The sequence below is a fragment of the Streptomyces sp. PsTaAH-137 genome (genome assembly GCF_003259365.1).
Lineage (GTDB): Bacteria > Actinomycetota > Actinomycetes > Streptomycetales > Streptomycetaceae > Streptomyces.
Map to the genome: position 1 here is coordinate 20,999 of NZ_QLLY01000011.1, position 18,220 is coordinate 39,218.

An 18,220-nucleotide genomic window follows, 5' to 3' on the forward strand; every position below is an offset into this window, starting at 1 on the left:
GGCATGCGCAGGGAGTCGGACACCCGGCATCGATGGCGTAAAGGTGATCAAACCGGGCAGTCACTGTGCAGGCCGATGCGGGGGCATCGGGCCGGGGCCCGGGAGCGGCGGGGAGTGATGCGGATGAGTACGGCGGGACAGCGCGAACTGTGGATCGAGGAGCCGGCGAAGCGACGCCGGATGCCCGATCCCGTGCGGACGGCGGCGGTGCGGGCGGTGCTCATCGCCTCGCTCACGCTGATCCAGGCGATGGTCGCGACGCTGTGCACTCTGGCGGAATCCTGGCTTGCCTTCCCCATGGTGCTCAGCAGCGTGGCCAGCACGGTGGTGGCGACGTGGGGCGTTCTGGACGTCTGGGTGACGCGCCAGGTGTGGAATCAGCGGCACGGCGTCGTCTCGGTCCCGGCCAGCACGGCCCGGCAGCTGCGAAGAGAGCGCCGCCACGCCCACCGGGCGGCACGCTCCCGCGGCCGGGGCACGGAGAAGATACGGACTCAGGGCGGGGCCGGGCAGTTGACGCACACGTGACGCCCCGCCCCGCACATCGTCAGCTCGTCCGAGGCTGAGCCTCGGGCTGGGGCTGGGGCTGGGGCTGCTGCTGTGCCGGCCGCTTGAACATCCGGGTGGCCGTGATCTCGCCGTGCACCGTCTCGCCCTCCGGATCCTGCTGCGGGAGTCCCGGGCGCAGGTGCTCCTCCACGCTGATGTACTTCAGGCCCGCCCTGAGGTCCGCGTCGTTGCGCAGCCGGATCACGAGGGGGAACTCGGCGAGCGCCGTCGTGTCGAACAGGCCGGTGGTGTAGAGGAGTTGGACGCCGAGCGCGTCGGACACGGCACGCTGGAGCTCCAGCAGGTACGTGGCGTTGGCGCGGCCGATCGGATTGTCGAGGAACAGCGTGCCCGCGTGGCGGTGCTTGTCGCGGCCCCGGTCGTTCGAGCGCAGCGCGGCCATCGTGCAGTACAGCGCGATGGCGGCGGTGAGCAGCTGTCCGCCGGAGAACACGTCGCCCATCTGCCCGACGGGGACGCGCTCGGCGCGCAGCACGGCGTCCGGCTTGAGGATCTCGACGGCCACGCCCTTGGGCTGAAGCGCGGCGCCGACCCCGCGCAGCAGCAGGGACATGCCGTCGCGCCGCAGGTCGGAGTTCTTCTTGACAGCCGCGCGGGTCGCCTCGTCGATGACCTCGCCGAGCCGTTCGGTGAGCGTGGCCTGGTCGGGCTCCTCGAAGCGGATCCGCAGGAACTCCTGCCCGGACCACTCGCCGAGTCCTTCCGGCAGCCGGGACAGCCGCTGGGCGGAGCGCAGGGTGGCGAGCGAGGACTCGACCAGTCCGCGCAGCCGGTCGACGATCGAGTCCCGGTTCCGCTCCAGCTGTGCCAGCTCGTCGGTGAGGACCCGCAGCCGCGGGGCGAACGCGTCGGCCCACTTCTGCGCGTGCTCCGGCAGCGCCGCGGCCGGCAGCTCCCGGATCTGCTGCCGGGCGGGGGTGCGCACGGCCTCGTACCGTGTCGCGTTCGCATGCCGTACGAGGATGTCGCTCGCCTCGCGGACCGCGGCCTCGGCGCCGGACAGGTCGGCGGCGCAGCCGCGCAGGGAGCGCCGGGCCTCGCCGGCGGCGGTGCGGGCCTCCTCCAGGGTGCCCGGGTACGGCTCGGGCTCCTCCTGCTCGTCGGCGTCGGCCGTGTGGTCGCGGAGCAGGTCGCGCAGGAGCGCCGCCGTCTCGTCGAAGCCGCCCGCCCCGTCCTCGGCGGCGCGGTGCGCGTCGAGCAGCTCGGTGTGGGCGGCGCGGGCGGTCGCCAGCGCGTCGGTGCGCACGGCCAGTTCGGTCGTGGCGGTGCGCAGCAGCGACTGGGCGTGCTCGGTGTCGGAGGGGACGAGCTCGTCGGGCAGTTCGGTGTGCGCGGTGCCGTCCTCGGGCGCGTGCCGCTCGGCCTCCCCGCGCAGTCGTCCCAGTTGCTCGCTCGCGGTGGAGGCGCGGGTCTCCAGGAGCTGCACGTGCTCGTCGGCGCGGGCCGCGGCGGCCTGCCGGGACGGGCCGTCGGCGCCCTCGGGTGATTCGAGGAGGGTGGCGGCGCGGGTGCGCACCTTGTTCGTGAGCCGGTTCAGCTCGGCGAGCGCGGCGCTCTCGTCGCTCTCGGCACGCGCCTGCTCGGCCCGCAGGTCGGCGCCGACGCCCACCTTCTCGTACACCTGCGAAGCGGCGCGGTACGCCTCGCGCAGGGCGGGCAGCGACGCCTTGGGGGCCTCCCCCTCGGGTACGTCGTCGGGGGCGCCGGCGATCTCGGCGCGCTCGGCGCGCAGCGTGCGGGCGGTGCGGTGGGCGTCGTCGGCGGAGCGCTGGGCGGCGCGCCGGTCCTCGTCCGCGGCGCGGGCGCCCTCCAGGCAGGTCTGGGCGCGGGCCTCGAACTCGACGGCCTCGTCGGCGAGTTCGCGGACCTTGGCCTGCCAGGCGGCGCGCTCGCGCAGCCGGTAGGCGAGTCCGGCGAGCGCGTCGGCGGCGCGGCGGGCCTTCTGTGCGGCTTCCTGTCGCTCGTCGCGGACTCGGGTGGCCTCGGCGGCGATCTCGTCGGCCTCGGCGCGCGCGGTGCGGGCCTCGGCGAGCTCGGCCTCGGTCTCCTCGGCGAACGTCCGGGCCTCCCGTGCGACGCCGGCCAGCTCTGTGAGGTAGCCGGCCGGGCAGCCGGAGCGCCAGGAGCCGAGCCGGGCGGCCAGCTCGCGGTCCTTGGCGAGGCGTCCGGCGAGGGCGCGGATGTCCTCGTCGCGACGGGCGGCGCGCTCGCGCAGTGCCTGGCGCTCCTCGTCGGCCGCGTGCTCGTCGTGCATGGCCGGGTTCGGCGGGACGAGGAAGACGCCTTCGTCGGAGGCGTTCTCCGCCGGGGTCGGGGCGAGGAGGGCGGCGGCGGTGCCGACGGCGACGGCGGACCGCGGCAGCAGTGCGGCGCCCGCGAGCGCTTCCCTGGCCCTGACGTGGGAGTTGGGGTCGGTGATGATGACGCCGTCGACCAGCTCGGGCCGGGCGGCGAGCACGCGCGCGTGGTCGGCCGGGTCGACGGACTGGGCGAGGTAGCGCCAGCCGGGCAGGGCCGGGATGCCGTGCTCGCCGAGGAACTCGACGGTGGCGAGGACATCGGGGCCCGGGGGCAGCAGGCCGCCGTCGCCGAGGGCTCCGAGGATGCGGGAGTCGTCGGCCGCGGCGGTGCGCAGGTCGAACAGCTGCCGCTCCGCGGAGGCCACGGAGTCGTCGAGGAGGGTCTTGAGGTCGTCGGCGGCGCGGTCGAGGTCGTCGGTGGTGAGCGGCGCGTCGGCTGCCCCGGCCGAAGACTGTCCGCCTTCCCGCAACGGCCCGTTCACCCCGAGCAGTTCGGCCAGGCGCTCCTCGGCGGCGAGGGACGCGGCGGCCCGGTCCTCGGCCTGGTGGGCGCTCTCGGCGGCGCTCGCGGCGTCGGCGGCGCGGGCCGCGGTCAGCTCGGCGCGGGCCTCGGTGGTGGCGGTCTCGCGGGCGTGCTCGGAGGCGCGGCGGGCGGCCTCGCGGGCGGTGTCCCACGCGGCGACGGTGGTCTTCTCTGCGTCGGCGGCGGCGAGCGCGGCGCGGGCCGGGTCGGCGTCGGGCGCGCTGTCGTCGAGCCAGCCGGCGCGGACGGCCTCGGCGGTCTCCTGCTCGACCTCGCTGAGCCGCTGGCGCAGGTGGCCCAGCTCGCTGCGGGCGCGCTGGGCGTCGGTGGCGGCGGCGGTCGCGTCGCGGTGGGCGGTCTCGCCGGCCTCCTGGAGGACGGCGGAGCGCTCCTCCTCCTCGTTCGCGTGGCTCTCGGCCCGCTCGGCGGCGCTGTGCAGGGCGCGGACGAGGTCGTGGGCGGCCTTGGCGCGGGCGGCGAGCGCGGGGGCCGCGTCCCGCTCGGCCTCGCGGATGGCGACGGCGACGCGCGCGGAGCGGTCGGCCGCGGCGCGGTGGCGCAGGACGGCCTCGGCGGCCTGCCAGGCGGAGTGCAGCGTACGGGCGTCGGCCAGCTCGCGCTTCTGCGCGGCGGCGGCCTTCTCGGCTCCGGCGAGCGCCAGCGAGGCGTGCCGGTAGGCGAGTTCGGCGGCGATCAGGGCGCTGCGCTCGCGGGCGGACTCCGCCTCGGTCACGGTGTGCGCGGCGGCGGTGACCTGCTGGGCGAGGTCTCCGGCGCGGCCGCGCTCGACGGCGGCGCGGGTGGACAGGCGGCGAGCCAGGGTGCGGGTACGGCGCTCGGCCGCGGCGTGGATGTCGCGTGCGCGGGCCCGGGTGTCGGCGGCTTCCACGATCCGGGTCAGCAGATCCACGGAGCCTGCGGTGAAGTCCCGCTCGGCCATCAGCTCGGAGCGCCGTCCCAGCTTGTTGCCGAAACCGCCGACCAGGTCCGCGAGGCCGTCGGTGTCCCGGGTGTCGGTGACGGCGCGCAGCAGCAGGTCGGTGAAGTCGGAGTCCTTCTTGACGGCGAAGAGGCCGGCGGCCTCGCCCTCGTCCGCGTTCATCTCGCGCTGGTAGCGGAAGAGTTCGGGGTCGAGGCCGAGGTCGCCCAGGTGCTCGTTCCACCGGTCGTGGATCTCTTCCCAGTGCACTTCGAGGTGCGGATAGGCCTTGCCCGCCTCGACGAGCGCGTCGCGGAAGCCCTTCATGGTGCGGCGGCGGCCCTGCGCGCTGGACGCGCCCTCGACGATGGGCCGTACCGCGGTGGACTCCGCCACCGGCAGCGCGTCCAGGCTCATGCCGGGGCCGGGCCGGAAGGAGTACCAGGCCTCGGCGAACTTCCGCGGGTCGTTGGAGACCTGACGGCCCCGCCATTCGCTGACCTTGCCGACGACGACGCACTCGCCGGTGAGGGTGTGCTGCCACTCCAGGGCGACGTGTCCGCAGTCGTCGGCGAGCAGGAACTTGCGCAGCACGCCGGAGCTGGCGCCGCCGAGGGTGTTGCGGTGGCCCGGCAGCATGACCGAGAAGATCAGCTTGAGCAGGACCGATTTGCCGCCGCCGTTCTCCAGGAAGAGCACTCCGGCCGGCGCGGGGCGGCGCGGCGGGCCGACGGGCTCGTCCTCGAAGAACTCCGCCTGGGTGGGAGCGGGGTCGGGCACGGGCGCGCCGACGCCCCGCAGGTCGAGCACGGTGTCGGCGTAGCGCGCGCCGGCGGGCCCGATGGAGTAGAGGCGAATCCGGGACAGCTCGTACATGGCGGACTCTCGTGGTAGGTACGGAAGTTCAGAAGATTCGGCAGGGGCGCGGTCAGGAGTGGAACGGCAGGCCCGCGTCGGCGACGAGGTCGCCCGCGTCCTCGTCCATCGGCGGTACCAGGCTCGCGGATCCGTCGGTGACGGCCACGACGCCCAGGTCGAGCAGTTCGGCCATGGCGGCGGTGCCCGCCATGTCGCGGACCTGGAGCTGGTAGCGGGCCGTGGTGCGGTAGGTGCCGCCGCCGTCGTCGCCCGTTCTCTGCAGGAAGCCCGAGTCGGTGAGGAAGGTGACCGCCTTGGCGACGATGCCGGTGGTCGAGTTGGCCAGGCGGCGGGTGTCCTTGGTGGCGCCGGTGGAGCTGCGCCGGGCCCAGATCCGCCAGGCGGCCTCGAGGCCGGGGGCGTCGGTCGCCGGGTCGGTGTTCTCGCCCTGCTCATCGGCCCGCTCCTCCAGCTTGCGGCAGGCCTGGCGGACGAACGCGTCCACGCCGTTGACGCTCACGCGCCCGATGTAGCCGTCGTCGGAGAGGTCCTCGGGGCGCGGGAAGGCGAGCGCGGCGACGGCGAGATGGGCCAGGCCGTGCAGGAAGCGGTCGGTGGAGTCGGCGGCGGTCCTGCGGGCGTAGTCGCCCATCCGCACCGCGAACACGGAGTCCTCGGCGGCGGTCACGGCCATGCCCGCGCGCGGGGAGACCTCCAGGACGACGAGCCCGAGACCGGAGGCGACGGCGTCGGCGAGGCGGGCGAAGGCCGGGTCCTCGCGGTAGCGGCGCAGCAGCTCCTGGTACTCCTGGTCACGGGAGGGCTGGAGCTTGGGCTGCAGGCCGAAGGCGACGAGCCGCGCGGCGTCGGCGGCGTCGGCCGGGGTGATCGGGGCCGCGCCCCTGGCCGGGCCCGACGCCTCGGGCTCGCCCCACTCGGCGTGCTCTTCGGGGTGCTCGGTCACGGGCGGTGCTCCTTGATCGTTCCTACGTACGTGGGGCGCCCGGGGATCCGGCGCGCGTACCTCCGGCGCGGTCCGTGGGTCACGCGGCCTCCGTCCGGTCCGCGGCCATGCCGGCCGCGTCGAGCAGCGCGGTGCCCACGATGAGGTCGGCGCCGCCGAACTCCTCGTCGTCGAGCTGGGTGCCGTCGTCCACCGCGAACAGCAGCTTCTCCTCGCCCTGCCGGTAGGCGGTGCCGACGGCGGGGCTCGCCGCGTGCACGGCCAACAGGGCGACCAGGTAGGGCAGTTCGGGGTCGCGGCGGCGGGCGTCGGCGAGCAGTCCCGACAGGCGGCGCGGGGCGTCCGCGGGCAGGTCGAGGAGCTGCTTGGCGCTCGCGAGCTGGGCCTCGCTGAACCGGCTGTCGTCCGGGGTCTCGATGAGGTCCGGCTCGGGCATCTCCGCGCCGAGGTGCTCCCGCTCCAGGGGCGGGGTCAGCAGTATGTCGACGAGGTCCCCGACCCGTACGGAGACGGGGGTGCGCAGCCCGGTGCCGCGCGCGAAGAAGGCGTCCGTCACCTTGCGCGCGTCCTGGACGGGGAGCGGCAGCAGCGGCGCGACGAGCTGTCCGTACAGGTCGAGGCCCGCGCGCGCGGACGGGGTGGCGAAGGCCTGCCGGTCCTGCTCGGCGCGGAACAGCGGTCCGGCCTCCAGGAGCCGGGACTGGAGCTGGGTGTGGCGGCGGATGCAGTCCTTGACGATGTCGACGAGTTCGGCGGCGCGGCGCTTCTGCTCGGGGTCCTCGGACTCGTCGCGCGCCTTGCGGATGTTCGTCAGGATCGCGTTCTCGTGGCGGTAGCGGTCCGCGACGTGGTCCAGGGCTTCGGCGATCATGTCGGGGACGGCCCGCAGCCAGTCGACGGCGCGCACATTGCGGCGGGTGGCGTCGAGCGCCTTGCGCAGGGTCTCCGAGTACTGCACGGTCCGGTAGCGGGCCTGCTCGGCGGCGAGCTGGGCGTCGGCGAGGCGGCCGCGGCTGATCAGGACGTCGAGCTTCACCTCGGCGGCGATCTGGGCGCTGGTGACATCGGTGTCGAGGGCTCCGACGAGGACGTTCACCGCTTCGTCCGTCGTGCGGAGGTAGACGCTGCCGCCGTAGCCGGGGACTTCCTCGATCAGCTTGAAGTCGTAGTCGCGCCGCACGTAGGAGCCGTCCGTCGCGAACGTCCCGTAGACCGCGCGGAAGCCACGGTCCACGCTGCCGACGTTGATCAGGTTCTCCAGGACCCAGCGCGCCACGCGCTCGTGCTCGGCCACCGGGCGCTGCGGGGCCTGCGCGGCGATGCGGGGCAGCAGACGAGCCACTATCTGCTCGTGGTCGGCGCCCGTGTCGAAGTCCATGTTCAGCGTGACGAGGTCGATCGCGGAGAGGGCGACCTCGGCCATGCCGTACGTCGAGTACTCGCCCGCGAGGTTCGCCTTGCGCACGTCCAGGTCGTGCAGGGGCGCGGTGCAGGCGAGCGCGCGCAGCCGCCGCGCGAGCCCTTCGTCGGCGGCCGGGCCCGGTGCCGGGCGCGGCCCCGCGCTGAGCTGGGGCGGAACGGATTCCGTGGGGGCAGGCGAAGTCACGGAGCACAGACTAGGCGCTGGGTCCGACAACGGTCGAAACGACGCAGATGCCTCGGCCCACCGGGACCGTCACGCCTCTCGGGCCACCCGCTGCCCGTACACCTCGACGAGCCCGTCGCGGGAGTCGTCGAGATAGTCGGCGAGCAGGGCCTCGGCCTCGTCGCGGTGCCCGTCGGCGAGGGTCTTGACGATCCGCGCGTTGCGGGCGAGGTAGGGCTCGTGGAGGCGGCGCGGATCGTCCACGACGTGGAAGGCGAGCCGGAGTTCGGCGAGGACGCTGCGCATCAGTTCGTCGGTGCGCTCGCTGCCGGCGAGGGCGACGAGTTCGCGGTGGAAGTGGATGTTGGCGGTGGAGACGCCCTTCCAGTCCCGGGCCGCCGCGGCGCGCTGTCCGCCCTCGACGGCCGCGGCCACCCGGTCCAGGGCGAAGGGCGGTTCGCCGAGCGAGCGCACGACGGAGCACTCGATCATGCGCCGGGTCCGGTAGATGTCCTGGACGTCGTCGATGCTCAGAACCCGTACGAAGACGCCCTTGTTCAGCCGGTGTTCCAGCAGGCGCTCGTGCGTGAGCAGCCGGAACGCCTCGCGCAGGGTGTTGCGGGAGACGCCGAGCGCGCCGCCGATGCTGTCCTCGGACAGGCGGGTGCCGGGCGGGAAGAAGCCCTCCGCGATCCGGGTCCTGAGGATGTCCGCGACGCGTTCGGCGGTGCTGGTGCGTCCCAGCAGCGCCCGGTCGTCGGCGAGTGCGTTCAGTTCTTCCGTGGCCACGGCCGAATTCAAGCGCAGATACAAGAACGAAACAACGTGGGTATTGAGGGATTGTTCAACGATCCTCTACCTTGGCGTTCAGGCACGGCTCTCCTGCACGCACCACCACGCACGCTCTGCGCACGCTCATCTCCCCGTGAGTTCCCGAGTTCTTCTGCGAGGTGCTTCATGAGCACGACTCCACCGACGCCGGGCACCACCGTCCCCGGGACGTCCGCACCGCCTTCCCCGCTCCCCCACTCCGACGACGGCGCCCTCGGCTGGCTGCGGGCGCTCGGCCCGCGGGGCCGGCGCGCGTTCGCGGGCGCCTTCGGCGGCTACGCCCTCGACTCCTACGACTACTTCACGCTGCCGCTGAGCATGGTCGCGCTGGCCGCGTACTTCGGGCTGAACAGCGGCCAGACCGGCCTGATCACCACGGTCACCCTGGTCGTCTCGGCGATCGGCGGGGCCGGCGCGGGCGTGCTCGCCGACCGGTACGGGCGGGTGCGGGCCCTGATGCTCACGGTGGGCCTCTACGCCGTGTTCACCGTGGCGTGCGGATTCGCGCCCGACTACGAGACGCTGCTCGTCTTCCGCGCCCTCCAGGGGCTCGGTTTCGGCGGCGAGTGGGCGGTCGGCGCGATCCTGGTCGCCGAGTACGCCTCGGCCCGGCACCGGGGCCGCACGCTCGGCGCCGTGCAGAGCGCCTGGGCGGCGGGCTGGGGCCTGGCCGTCGTCGTCTACACCGTGGTGTTCCAGTTCCTCGACGACGATCTGGCCTGGCGCGTCATGTTCTGGACCGGCGCGCTGCCGGCCCTGCTGGTGCTCTGGGTGCGCCGCCGGGTGCAGGACGCCCCCCAGGCGACGGAGACGCTCGAAGGCAGCGCCCGCAAAGGGTCGTTCACCGAGATCTTCCGCCCCGGCCTGCTGCGCACGACGCTCTTCGCGGTCCTGCTGTCGACCGGCGTGCAGGGCGGCTACTACACGCTCGCCACCTGGGTGCCCACCTACCTGAAGTCGGACCGCGGCCTCACGGTGGTCAACACCGGCGGCTACCTGACGTTCCTCATCTCCGGTGCGTTCATCGGGTACTTGACGGGCGGCTACCTCACCGACCGGCTCGGCCGGAAGCGCAACATCGTGCTGTTCGCGGTGCTGTCCGCGGTGAGCATCCTGGTGTACACGCACATCCCGGACGGCGCCGACACCCTCCTCCTGGTGCTCGGCTTCCCGCTCGGCTTCTGCATGTCGGCCATCTTCAGCGGCTTCGGCTCGTATCTGAGCGAGCTGTACCCGACCGCCGTACGCGGCACAGGACAGGGCTTCACGTACAACACGGGCCGGGCCGTCGGCGCCGTCTTCCCGACCCTGGTCGGCTTCCTCGCCGACAGCTGGGGCGTGGGCGGCGCGCTCGTCTTCGGCGCCCTCGGGTACGCCCTGGCCGTCGTGGCGCTGCTCGGACTGCCGGAGACCCGCGGGAAGGAACTGCTGTGAACCTCACCGACGACCGCGCCCACGACCTCGCCGACACCACCGGCACCGCCTCCTGGACGCCTCAGCGGACCCGCGCGCACTTCCGTGACGGCGCGAGCGCCCCCACCGCCGGCTGGGCGCGCGGCCACACCCAGGCCAATCTGATCGCCGTACCGGCCGACTGGGCCTACGAGATGCTGCTGTTCTGCCAGCGCAACCCGAAGCCGTGCCCGGTCCTGGACGTCACGGACGCGGGCGAGCGGACCACCGTCCTGGCTCCCGGCGCCGATCTGCGCACGGATCTGCCGCGCTACCGGGTGTGGGAGCACGGCGAGTTGACGGCCGAGCCGACCGACGTGGTCGACCACTGGCGCGGCGACCTGGTCTCCTTCCTGCTCGGGTGCAGCTTCACCTTCGAGTGGGCGCTGGCGGCGGCCGGGGTGCCGCTGCGCCATGTCGACCAGGACAGGAACGTGCCGATGTACGTGACCACGCGCGCGTGCCGGGGCGCGGGCCGGCTGCACGGCCCGCTGGTCGTGTCGATGCGCCCGGTACCGCCGCAGGCCCTGGAGGCGGCGATCCGGGAGACCTCCCTGATGCCGGCGGTACACGGCGGCCCGGTGCACATCGGCGACCCGAGGGTCCTCGGCATCACGGACCTCGACGCGCCGGACTTCGGCGACCCGGTGGACCGGGCCCCCGGCGACATCCCGGTCTTCTGGGCCTGCGGGGTGACACCGCAGGCGGCCGTGATGGCGTCCCGGCCCCCGTTCGCGATCACCCACGCGCCGGGGCACATGTTCGTCGCGGACACCCGGGACGAGCAGTACCGGATCGTGCCGCCGTACTGACTGCGGGCAACCCGCGTGAGCGGCACGGTTCGCCGCACTTGCCTTCAAGCGCTTGAGGTGTGTTCTGCTGCGGACATGTCGAGCTACACGATTCAGGACGTATCGCGGCGCAGTGGGCTGAGCGAGCCCACTCTGCGCTACTACGAGGAGGTGGGGCTGATCGGCCCGGTCGGCCGCGACGAGCGCAGCGGGCACCGCCGCTACGCCGAGGACGATCTCGATCTCCTCCAGGCGCTGGCCTGCCTGCGCGCGGTCGGCATGAGCATCGAGGACATGCGCACCTACCAGGCCAACCGGGCGCGCGGCCGGACGGCCGCCGCCGAGCAGCGCGATCTGCTGCTGCGCCACGCGGCGCGCATCGAGGAGGAGATCGCCGCGCAGCGCGCCCGGCTCGGCTACCTGCGCGAGAAGGCCGCTCTGTGGGACGCGCGTGAGCGCGGCGACGGCGCGGCGGAGGCCGCGGCGACCCAGCGGTCCCTCGACGCCGCGAAGCGCTTGGAGGTACTGCGATGAGCCGCGTACTGGTGACCGGCGGGTCCGGCTATCTGGGCACGCGGCTGATCACGGCCCTGCTGCTCGCCGGGCGCGAGGTGCGGGCCACGGTGCGCTCGACGGCCCGCGAGGCCGAGGTGCGCGCGGCGGTGCGGCGCGGCGGCGCCGACGACGCCGGGCTCCAGGTCGTCGCGGCGGACCTGATGAGCGACGACGGCTGGCCCGCCGCGATGGCCGGCTGCGCGGAGGTGCACCATGTGGCCTCCCCGATCCCGGCCGTCCAGCCCGACGACCCGGACGAGCTGATCGTCCCGGCCCGCGAGGGCACGCTGCGGGTGCTGCGCGCGGCTCGGGCGGCGGGCGTCCGGCGCACCGTGCTGACCTCGTCGTTCGCGGCGGTCGGCTACACGCCCAAGCCGGGCGCCGAGTTCACCGAGGACGACTGGACCGACCCCGACACCCCCGGACTCGCGCCCTATCCGCGCTCCAAGGCGATCGCCGAGCGCGCCGCGTGGGACCTGATGGGGCGCTCGGGCGGCGGCACCGAGCTCGTCGTGGTCAACCCGACGGGCATCTTCGGGCCCACCCTGACGCCCGTACTCGGCTCCTCCATGCAGTTGGTGAAGGCGATGCTGGACGGCGCGATGCCGGTGGCCCCGAGGGCCCGCTTCGGCGTCGTGGACGTCCGCGACGTGGCGGACCTGCATCTGCGGGCGATGGCCGCTCCCGAGGCCGCGGGGCGGCGTTTCCTGGCCGTGGCGAACGGTCCGACGCTCAGCTTCGTCGAACTGGCAGCCGTCCTGCGCGAACGGCTCGGGCCGCTCGCCGCGCGCGTGCCGACCGAGGAGGCGCCGGGCGACCCGCTGCCCCGCCCGGTCATCCACAACGACCGGGCCCGCACCGAGCTCGGCTGGCAACCGCGCGACGCGGCGACGACGCTCGTGGACTCGGCGACGTCACTGCGCGACCTCGGGCTGCTCGCGGACTGACGGAGCGACGCGCACCGTGCCGCAAGAGGTCGCGGACAGGGCCGCCGCCACCCCGGCCGACGCGCGCAGGTCGAGCCGGGCGCCGGTCCCGCGCAGTCCGTGCCGCACCTCGTCGGCGGCCAGGGCGACGAGTTGGGGCAGCAGGTCGGTGCAGCGCCGGGCGACCCAGCCGGTGCCCGCGGTGGCCAGCCACCACCAGGCGGCGGTGCGGGTCGGCGCGGGCCCGTCCGGCTCGGTGCCGGGTGCCGGGCCGTGGGCCACTCCCGACGCGGCGAGCAGGGCGTGGAAGCGGGCGGCGAGGAGCCGGTGTCCGCGCTCGCCGGGATGCAGCCGGTCCGCGCTCCACAGCGCGCGGTCGGCCACCCCGGAACCCTCGGCGGCGTGCAGATGGACGGCGCCGTGGCGTTCGGAGAGGACGTGGACGACGGAGTTCACCGCGCGCTGCCGCCGGGCGAGCGGGCGGGCCAGGGCCCCGGGCAGGCCGAGCAGCGCGCCCGGATCGGGCAGACAGGCGGTGAGCAGCACGGTGTCCCGGTCGCCGAACGCGCCGTAGACGGTGTCGAGGCGGGCGGCGACCGCGTTGATGTCGAAGGTGTGGCGCAGGGTGTCGTTGACGCCGACGACGACGGAGACGACGTCGGGGGCGAAGGCCAGCGCGGCGGGCAGCTGCCGTTCCAGGACGTCCCCGGTCTGTGCTCCGCTCACCGCGAGGTTCCGGAATTCGACGGGTACGTGGGCGGGCGCGAGCCCGGCCGCGAGCAGCGCGGCCCAGCCCCGCCACCGGCCGCCGCCGACGGGATCGCCGATGCCTTCGGTGAGGGAGTCGCCGAGCGCGGCGAACCGGAGCGGCTTCATCGCGGCTCCCGAACCACAGGGAGCCCGGCCCTCAGCGGTGCCGCGTCATGGGCGGCCAGGAAGGCGTCCACGGCCACGTCCCAGCCGAAACACTCCGCACGCGCGCGTGCGGCCTCGCGGCGCCGGCGTTCGGGCTGCGCCAGCACCTCCCGTACGGCACGGGCGAAGGCCGCTCCGGTGTCGGCGGCCACGGCGCCGGCCGCGCCGACCACCTCGGGCAGCGCGGAGGACGCGCTGACGACGACGGGGGTGCCGCAGGCCAGTGCCTCCAGGGCGGCGAGGCCGAACGTCTCGGCGGGGCCGGGCGCCAGGCACACATCGGCGGTGGCCTGGAGCGCGGCGAGAGACGCCCGGTCGGCGACATGCCCGAGGAACGTCACCGGCAGCCCCTGGGCCCGCTGTTCGAGGCGGGTCCGCAGCGGCCCGTCCCCGGCTACGACGAGCCGGGCGGGGACGCCCGCCGCGCGCAGCGCCGCCAGCGCGGCGAGCCCCGTACCGGGCCGCTTCTCGACGGACAGCCGGGTGCACATGACGAGCAGGATCTCGTCCCCGCGCGCGTACCGCTCCCGTACGCCCGCGTCCCGTGCCTGCGGCCGGCAGCTCACGAGGTCGACGCCGAGCGGGGCGCGCACCACATTGCGGGCGCCGAGCCGGACGAACTCCCGCTCGGCCCATTCGGTGGTGCACACCACGCGCGCGTAGGCGTGCGCCGTACGGATGTTGAGCGCGTCGGCGGCGCGGCGTGCCGCCGCCTCGGGCAGGCCCCAGGCGCGCAGGACGCCGTCGGCGGTCTCGTGGGAGACCATCACGGCGGGCACCCGCGCTCGCCGCGCCCACTCCCCGGTCCAGCGCAGCGTCGTCCGGTCCGAGACCTCCAGGCGGTCGGGGCGCAGCCGCTCCAACAGCCGCGTCACGCGCTGCCGGTCGGCGAGGACGCGGTATCCGCCGGTGCCCGGCAGCGGCCGTCCCGGCAGCGTGATGACGCGTCCCTGGTCGCTCTCCTCGTTGGCCGTCCGCTCCCCCGGCACGATCAGCACGGGGTCGTGCCCGGCCGCCGCGTATCCCGCGCCCAGTTCGCGCAGCGCGGTGCGCAGGCCGCCCGAGGCGGGCGTGACGAAGTTGGCGAGCCGCACGATGCGCAGGGCCCCGCTCATGCCGCCACCGCCGTACGGGCGTGCAGCACCTCGTCGTAGTGGTCGATCAGCTGGTCGCCCACCGCCGACCAGGACCGGCCCTCCACCGCCGCACGGCCCGCGGCGCCGTACGCGGCCCGCAGCCCGGGATCGGCGGCCAGCGTCTCCACCGCGGCGAGCACGGCACCGGAGTCGCCGGGCGGCACCAGCAGGCCGGTCGTGCCGTGCGCCACGAGGTCGAGCGGGCCGCCGGCCGCGGGCGCGACTACCGGGACGCCGCTGGCCATGGCCTCCTGCACGGTCTGGCAGAAGGTCTCGTACGGGCCGGTGTGCACGAACACGTCCAGGGAGGCGTAGATCCGGGCGAGGTCGTCCCCGGTGCGCCGCCCGAGGAAGCGGGCGCCGGGGAGCGCGCCGCGCAGGGACGGCTCGCTCGGTCCGTCGCCGACGATCACGACCTGCACGCCGGGCCGCCCGCACACGCGCGCGAGCAGCTCCACCTGTTTCTCGGGCGCGAGGCGTCCCACATATCCGACGAGGAGTTCGCCGCCCGGCGCGAGCTCGGCCCGCAGGCGCTCGTCGCGGAGTTCGGGGCGGAACCGTACGGCGTCCACTCCCCGGGGCCACAGCCGCACCCGTGGCACCCCGTGCGCCTCCAGATCGCGCTGAGCCGCCGTGGACGGGGCGAGGGTGCGGTCGGCAGCGCCGTGCACCCCGCGGATCCGCCGCCAGGCCGTGGCCTCCCCGGCCCCCATGTATGTACGGGCGTAGCCGGCGAGATCGGTCTGGTAGACGGCGACGGCCGGGATCCGGAGCCGGGCCGCGGCGGTCATCCCGCGTACTCCGAGCACGAACGGGCTGGCCAGATGGACGAGTTCGGCGCCGTGCGCGGCCAGCGTCTGGGCGACGCGGCGGCTCGGCAGGGCGACCCGCACCTGCGGGTAGCCGGGCAGCGGGAGGGAGGGGACGCGGACCACCGGGCAGGGCGCGGCCGCGTCCACCTCGGGACCCGCCGCCGTGGCGGGTGCGATGACAAGGGGGTCGTGACCGCGGGCGGCGAGATGCCGGGCGGTCTGCAGGGCGCAGTGCGCCACTCCGTTGATGTCGGGCGGGAAGGACTCGGTCACGATGACGACACGCATACGGGTGTTCTCGCCGCGTCCGGCGTGCCCACGTCAACGTGGATCTTTCCCGTTGTGGAACGTCCCGTGAGCGTTGCGTCACCCCGCGACACCTGGGGAAACGGCGGGAGGCGGCCCCTCGTCCGGGGGCCGCCTCCCGTCCATCAGGGCGTCACAGGGCCGTCGCGTCCGGCCCGATCCTGCTGCGTACGGCGGTCTGGACCTCGGCTTCCTCGGCCGGATCGGCGGCGAGCCTGCGGAGCTGGTCCACGACCCGGGCGTCTCCGGTCTCGGCGTGCCGTGCGGCGATCTCGCGGGTGGACTCCTCGCAGTCCCACAGGCACTCGACGGCGAATCCCGCGGCGAAGGAGGGGTCGGTGGCGGCGAGGGCGCGGGCGGCCTGCCCGCGGCCGTGGGAGGAGGCCGTCTCGCGGTAGATGTGCCGCAGAACGGGGGCCGCGCAGACGATGCCGAGGCGGCCCGCTCCGTCGACGAGCGGCCAGAGGGTGGGGGCGTCGGGACCGTCGCCGCGGACGGCCTCCCGCAGTGCGGTCAGGACCAGCTCGCGGTCCTTGGTGCCGCCCCGGCACGCGAGCATCCGCCCGGCGGCGGCGCCGAGCACGTCGGGCCGTGGCGCCCAGCGGCGGGCGCGCTCCACGGCGGCGACGGAGCGCATCCGCTCGAAACAGTCCACGGCCGCGTCCACCACCACGCGGGAGGGTGACGCCACGGCGGCCTCGACCAGATCCAGCACGTCGGGATCGTGGGTGTCGGTGAGATAGCGCAGGGCGGTGCAGCGGGCTCCGTCCGAACCCTCGCGGGCGGCCCGCAGGATCTCGGCACGGTCGGTGGGGCCCGCGACGGCGGTCAGGCAGCGCGCGGCCGGCACATAGAGCGCCGCGCCGCGCTCGAAGCCCTGCTGGGCCCAGTCGAAGACGGCCTGCACGCTCCACTCGGGGCGTGGCCCCGAGGGCCGCATCTGCCGCTGCCAGCGGTCGAAGGAGCCGGACTCCTGGGCGGCACGCACGCGTGCGCCGACGTGGGGTCGCGGGTCCTCGGCCCACAGCCGCCACGGGCGGGGCTCGAAGGCGTCCCGGACGGCCGCGACCAGCTCGGCCTCCTCGTCCAGCGGGAAGCGGGCGAGGACCGGCTCGGCCAGGGCGCGCAGCCCGGCGTCGTCGTCGCGCAGGGCCAGCTCGTCGAGCGCCCAGGCCCAGTTCCCGCCGAGGGCGGCGTACCTGCGCAGCAGCTCCAGGGCGTCCCGCCTGCCGTAGGAGGCGAGGTGACCGAGCACGGACAGGGCGAGTCCCGTACGGCACTCGTCGGTGTCGAGGAGGTCGTCGGGGTCGAAGAGGTGCCGCTCGATCTCCCCGAGCTCGCCGTGGAGATCGAGGTAGAGGCGGGCGTAGTACAGCGAGCGGTTCTCCACCTGCCAGTCGTGGCGGGGGTCGCTCAGCACACAGTGATTCAGAGCCGCGAGCGCCTCGTCCCGCGGTGCCGTCAGCGCGTGCAGCGTGCCGTCACCGCGGCCTCGCTGCAACAGGCCGAGCAGCGTACCGCTGGGCGCTATGACCGGTTCGAACATGGGAAACAGCCTCACATCAAGCGTCGACGCAACCGGGAATCCGCACCTACCTGGCCACGCGACAACACGTCGGAGCGCCCGCCGTCTCTTGCTTGCTGTAGACCATCTCTCTGCCTCTCGTCCAAGGCCCGATCCGGGCCACTTACGGCCCGCGTGGCGCGTGGGCAGCACCTGCCCCGCCATCACGTCCGTAAATCACGCCGTCATCATGACCCAGCGGTTCCGCCCGCCGCGACCACATTTCCTGCACCCCCGTTTTTCCTGGTCAGCGCCTGTGTGTCAGGAGGCGCCGAAGAGCTCCAGGAGCTCTGCCTTGCCGAACATCCGGGCCGTGTCGACCGCCGAAGGGGTCCCCGCGGCCGGATCGGCCTCACCGGCGAGCAGTGCTCTGATGACGGCCTCCTCGCCCTTGAAGACGGCGCCCGCGAGCGGGGTCTGTCCCTTGTCGTTGGCGCGGTTGGCGTCGGCGCCGCGCTCCAGGAGCGCGGTCACGGTCCGTGCGTGGCCGTGGTACGCGGCGAGCATGACGAGCGTGTCCCCCCGGTCGTTCGTGAGATTCGCGGGCACGCCCGCGTCCACGTACTGCGTGAGAGCCTCCGTCTCGCCGCGGCGCGCGAGATCGAAGATCTTGGTGGCCAGCTCCACGACCTCCGGGTCGGGGGCTTCGCTCATCGGCCGAACCGCCTTTCACATCCGTGCTGGTACGGCCGTGCGGCCGTACGAGTGAATCGCCAGGGTACTGCCCGCCGGGGCACATGAGCCGACCCCCGCGAGGCAAAGATCACGGGCAGTACGGACGACCGTCCGGCGGCCCGCCCGGGCGCCTCACCAGCCACAACAGCGTCTGCCGACCGGGTGAAACATGGGAAAAAACACCCATTTGCACCTTTTGTCGTATAGATACATGCTGTGAGCCTGGAAGAACTCATGGTGACTGTCCCCACCAACCAGGAGAACCCTCATGATCCTGTCCATCTCGGGCGTCGTGCTGCTCGGCATCATCGTCTTCCTCTTCTTCCGCAAGGACGGACTGAAGGCCTCGCACGCACTGGTATGCGCCCTCTTCGGCTTCTACCTGGCGGGCACGGCCATCGCCCCGAGCATCAAGGCGGGCGGCGCGAGCCTCGCCAGCCTGCTCGGCGGGATCAAGTTCTGACGGCCCATCCACCCGCACACACCTTCAGGAGACCGACGTGGTCAGGCGTCCCAACTCCCCGTTGCCCCGGATTCT

The 18,220-nt window shown here is 74.2% G+C and carries 15 protein-coding genes; 6 read left to right on the forward strand and 9 right to left on the reverse strand.

Annotation, left to right across the window (positions count from 1 at the left end; translation table 11 throughout):
• Positions 1–75: 75 nt before the first annotated feature.
• Positions 76–528: a hypothetical protein gene (locus K377_RS24030; protein WP_375605950.1), complete on the forward strand. Its 453-nt coding sequence runs from the start codon at positions 76–78 to the stop codon at positions 526–528.
• Positions 529–547: 19 nt separating this feature from the next.
• On the opposite strand, the gene K377_RS24035 is transcribed toward K377_RS24030, so the two are convergent.
• The 4 genes from K377_RS24035 to K377_RS24050 all read right to left on the reverse strand — a co-directional run bounded on the left by K377_RS24035 (position 548) and on the right by K377_RS24050 (position 8,508).
• Positions 548–5,188: a hypothetical protein gene (locus K377_RS24035; RefSeq protein WP_111665576.1), complete on the reverse strand. Its 4,641-nt coding sequence runs from the start codon at positions 5,186–5,188 to the stop codon at positions 548–550.
• 52 nt (positions 5,189–5,240) lie between these two features.
• Positions 5,241–6,134: a hypothetical protein gene (locus K377_RS24040; RefSeq protein WP_111665577.1), complete on the reverse strand. Its 894-nt coding sequence runs from the start codon at positions 6,132–6,134 to the stop codon at positions 5,241–5,243.
• A gap of 79 nt (positions 6,135–6,213) precedes the next feature.
• Positions 6,214–7,740: a hypothetical protein gene (locus K377_RS24045; RefSeq protein ID WP_111665578.1), complete on the reverse strand. Its 1,527-nt coding sequence runs from the start codon at positions 7,738–7,740 to the stop codon at positions 6,214–6,216.
• A 69-nt stretch (positions 7,741–7,809) separates the two neighbouring features.
• Positions 7,810–8,508 carry a GntR family transcriptional regulator gene (locus K377_RS24050; RefSeq protein WP_111665579.1) on the reverse strand — a complete coding sequence of 233 codons (699 nt, stop codon included), beginning with the start codon at positions 8,506–8,508 and terminating at the stop codon, positions 7,810–7,812.
• A gap of 168 nt (positions 8,509–8,676) precedes the next feature.
• On the opposite strand from K377_RS24050, the gene K377_RS24055 reads away from it, so the two are divergent.
• The 4 genes from K377_RS24055 to K377_RS24070 all read left to right on the forward strand — a co-directional run bounded on the left by K377_RS24055 (position 8,677) and on the right by K377_RS24070 (position 12,295).
• The gene (locus K377_RS24055) at positions 8,677–9,984 is read left to right on the forward strand and encodes an MFS transporter (RefSeq protein WP_111665580.1); all 1,308 of its coding nucleotides are present in this window, start codon (positions 8,677–8,679) and stop codon (positions 9,982–9,984) included.
• Positions 9,981–10,814 (forward strand): putative hydro-lyase, encoded by an 834-nt coding sequence (locus tag K377_RS24060; protein WP_111665581.1) that lies wholly within the window; start codon positions 9,981–9,983, stop codon positions 10,812–10,814. Before K377_RS24055 ends, K377_RS24060 begins: the two co-directional genes overlap by 4 nt.
• 75 nt (positions 10,815–10,889) lie before the next feature.
• Positions 10,890–11,327, forward strand: a complete 438-nt coding sequence (locus K377_RS24065; RefSeq protein WP_111665582.1) for a MerR family transcriptional regulator — start codon at positions 10,890–10,892, stop codon at positions 11,325–11,327.
• On the forward strand, positions 11,324–12,295 hold the full coding sequence (locus K377_RS24070) for an NAD-dependent epimerase/dehydratase family protein (RefSeq protein ID WP_111665583.1): 972 nt from the start codon (positions 11,324–11,326) through the stop codon (positions 12,293–12,295). The genes K377_RS24065 and K377_RS24070 overlap by 4 nt, the downstream gene beginning before the upstream one ends.
• Here K377_RS24070 and K377_RS24075 read toward each other — a convergent pair.
• The 5 genes from K377_RS24075 to K377_RS24095 form a co-directional block, all read right to left on the reverse strand.
• Entirely contained in the window at positions 12,263–13,150 is an 888-nt protein-coding gene (locus K377_RS24075) for an SGNH/GDSL hydrolase family protein (RefSeq protein WP_111665584.1), read from the reverse strand. The genes K377_RS24070 and K377_RS24075 overlap by 33 nt on opposite strands.
• Positions 13,147–14,304 (reverse strand): glycosyltransferase, encoded by a 1,158-nt coding sequence (locus tag K377_RS24080; RefSeq protein ID WP_111665585.1) that lies wholly within the window; start codon positions 14,302–14,304, stop codon positions 13,147–13,149. Before K377_RS24080 ends, K377_RS24075 begins: the two co-directional genes overlap by 4 nt.
• Positions 14,301–15,425 (reverse strand): glycosyltransferase family 1 protein, encoded by a 1,125-nt coding sequence (locus K377_RS24085; protein WP_111665586.1) that lies wholly within the window; start codon positions 15,423–15,425, stop codon positions 14,301–14,303. Before K377_RS24085 ends, K377_RS24080 begins: the two co-directional genes overlap by 4 nt.
• A gap of 151 nt (positions 15,426–15,576) precedes the next feature.
• Positions 15,577–16,989: a HEAT repeat domain-containing protein gene (locus tag K377_RS24090; RefSeq protein WP_111665587.1), complete on the reverse strand. Its 1,413-nt coding sequence runs from the start codon at positions 16,987–16,989 to the stop codon at positions 15,577–15,579.
• A 279-nt stretch (positions 16,990–17,268) separates the two neighbouring features.
• The gene (locus K377_RS24095; protein WP_111665588.1) at positions 17,269–17,661 is read right to left on the reverse strand and encodes an ankyrin repeat domain-containing protein; all 393 of its coding nucleotides are present in this window, start codon (positions 17,659–17,661) and stop codon (positions 17,269–17,271) included.
• A 289-nt stretch (positions 17,662–17,950) separates the two neighbouring features.
• Between K377_RS24095 and K377_RS24100 the strand changes: the two genes are divergently transcribed.
• Positions 17,951–18,145, forward strand: coding sequence for a hypothetical protein (locus K377_RS24100; protein ID WP_018534760.1), 195 nt, complete (start codon positions 17,951–17,953; stop codon positions 18,143–18,145).
• Positions 18,146–18,220 lie beyond the last annotated feature (75 nt).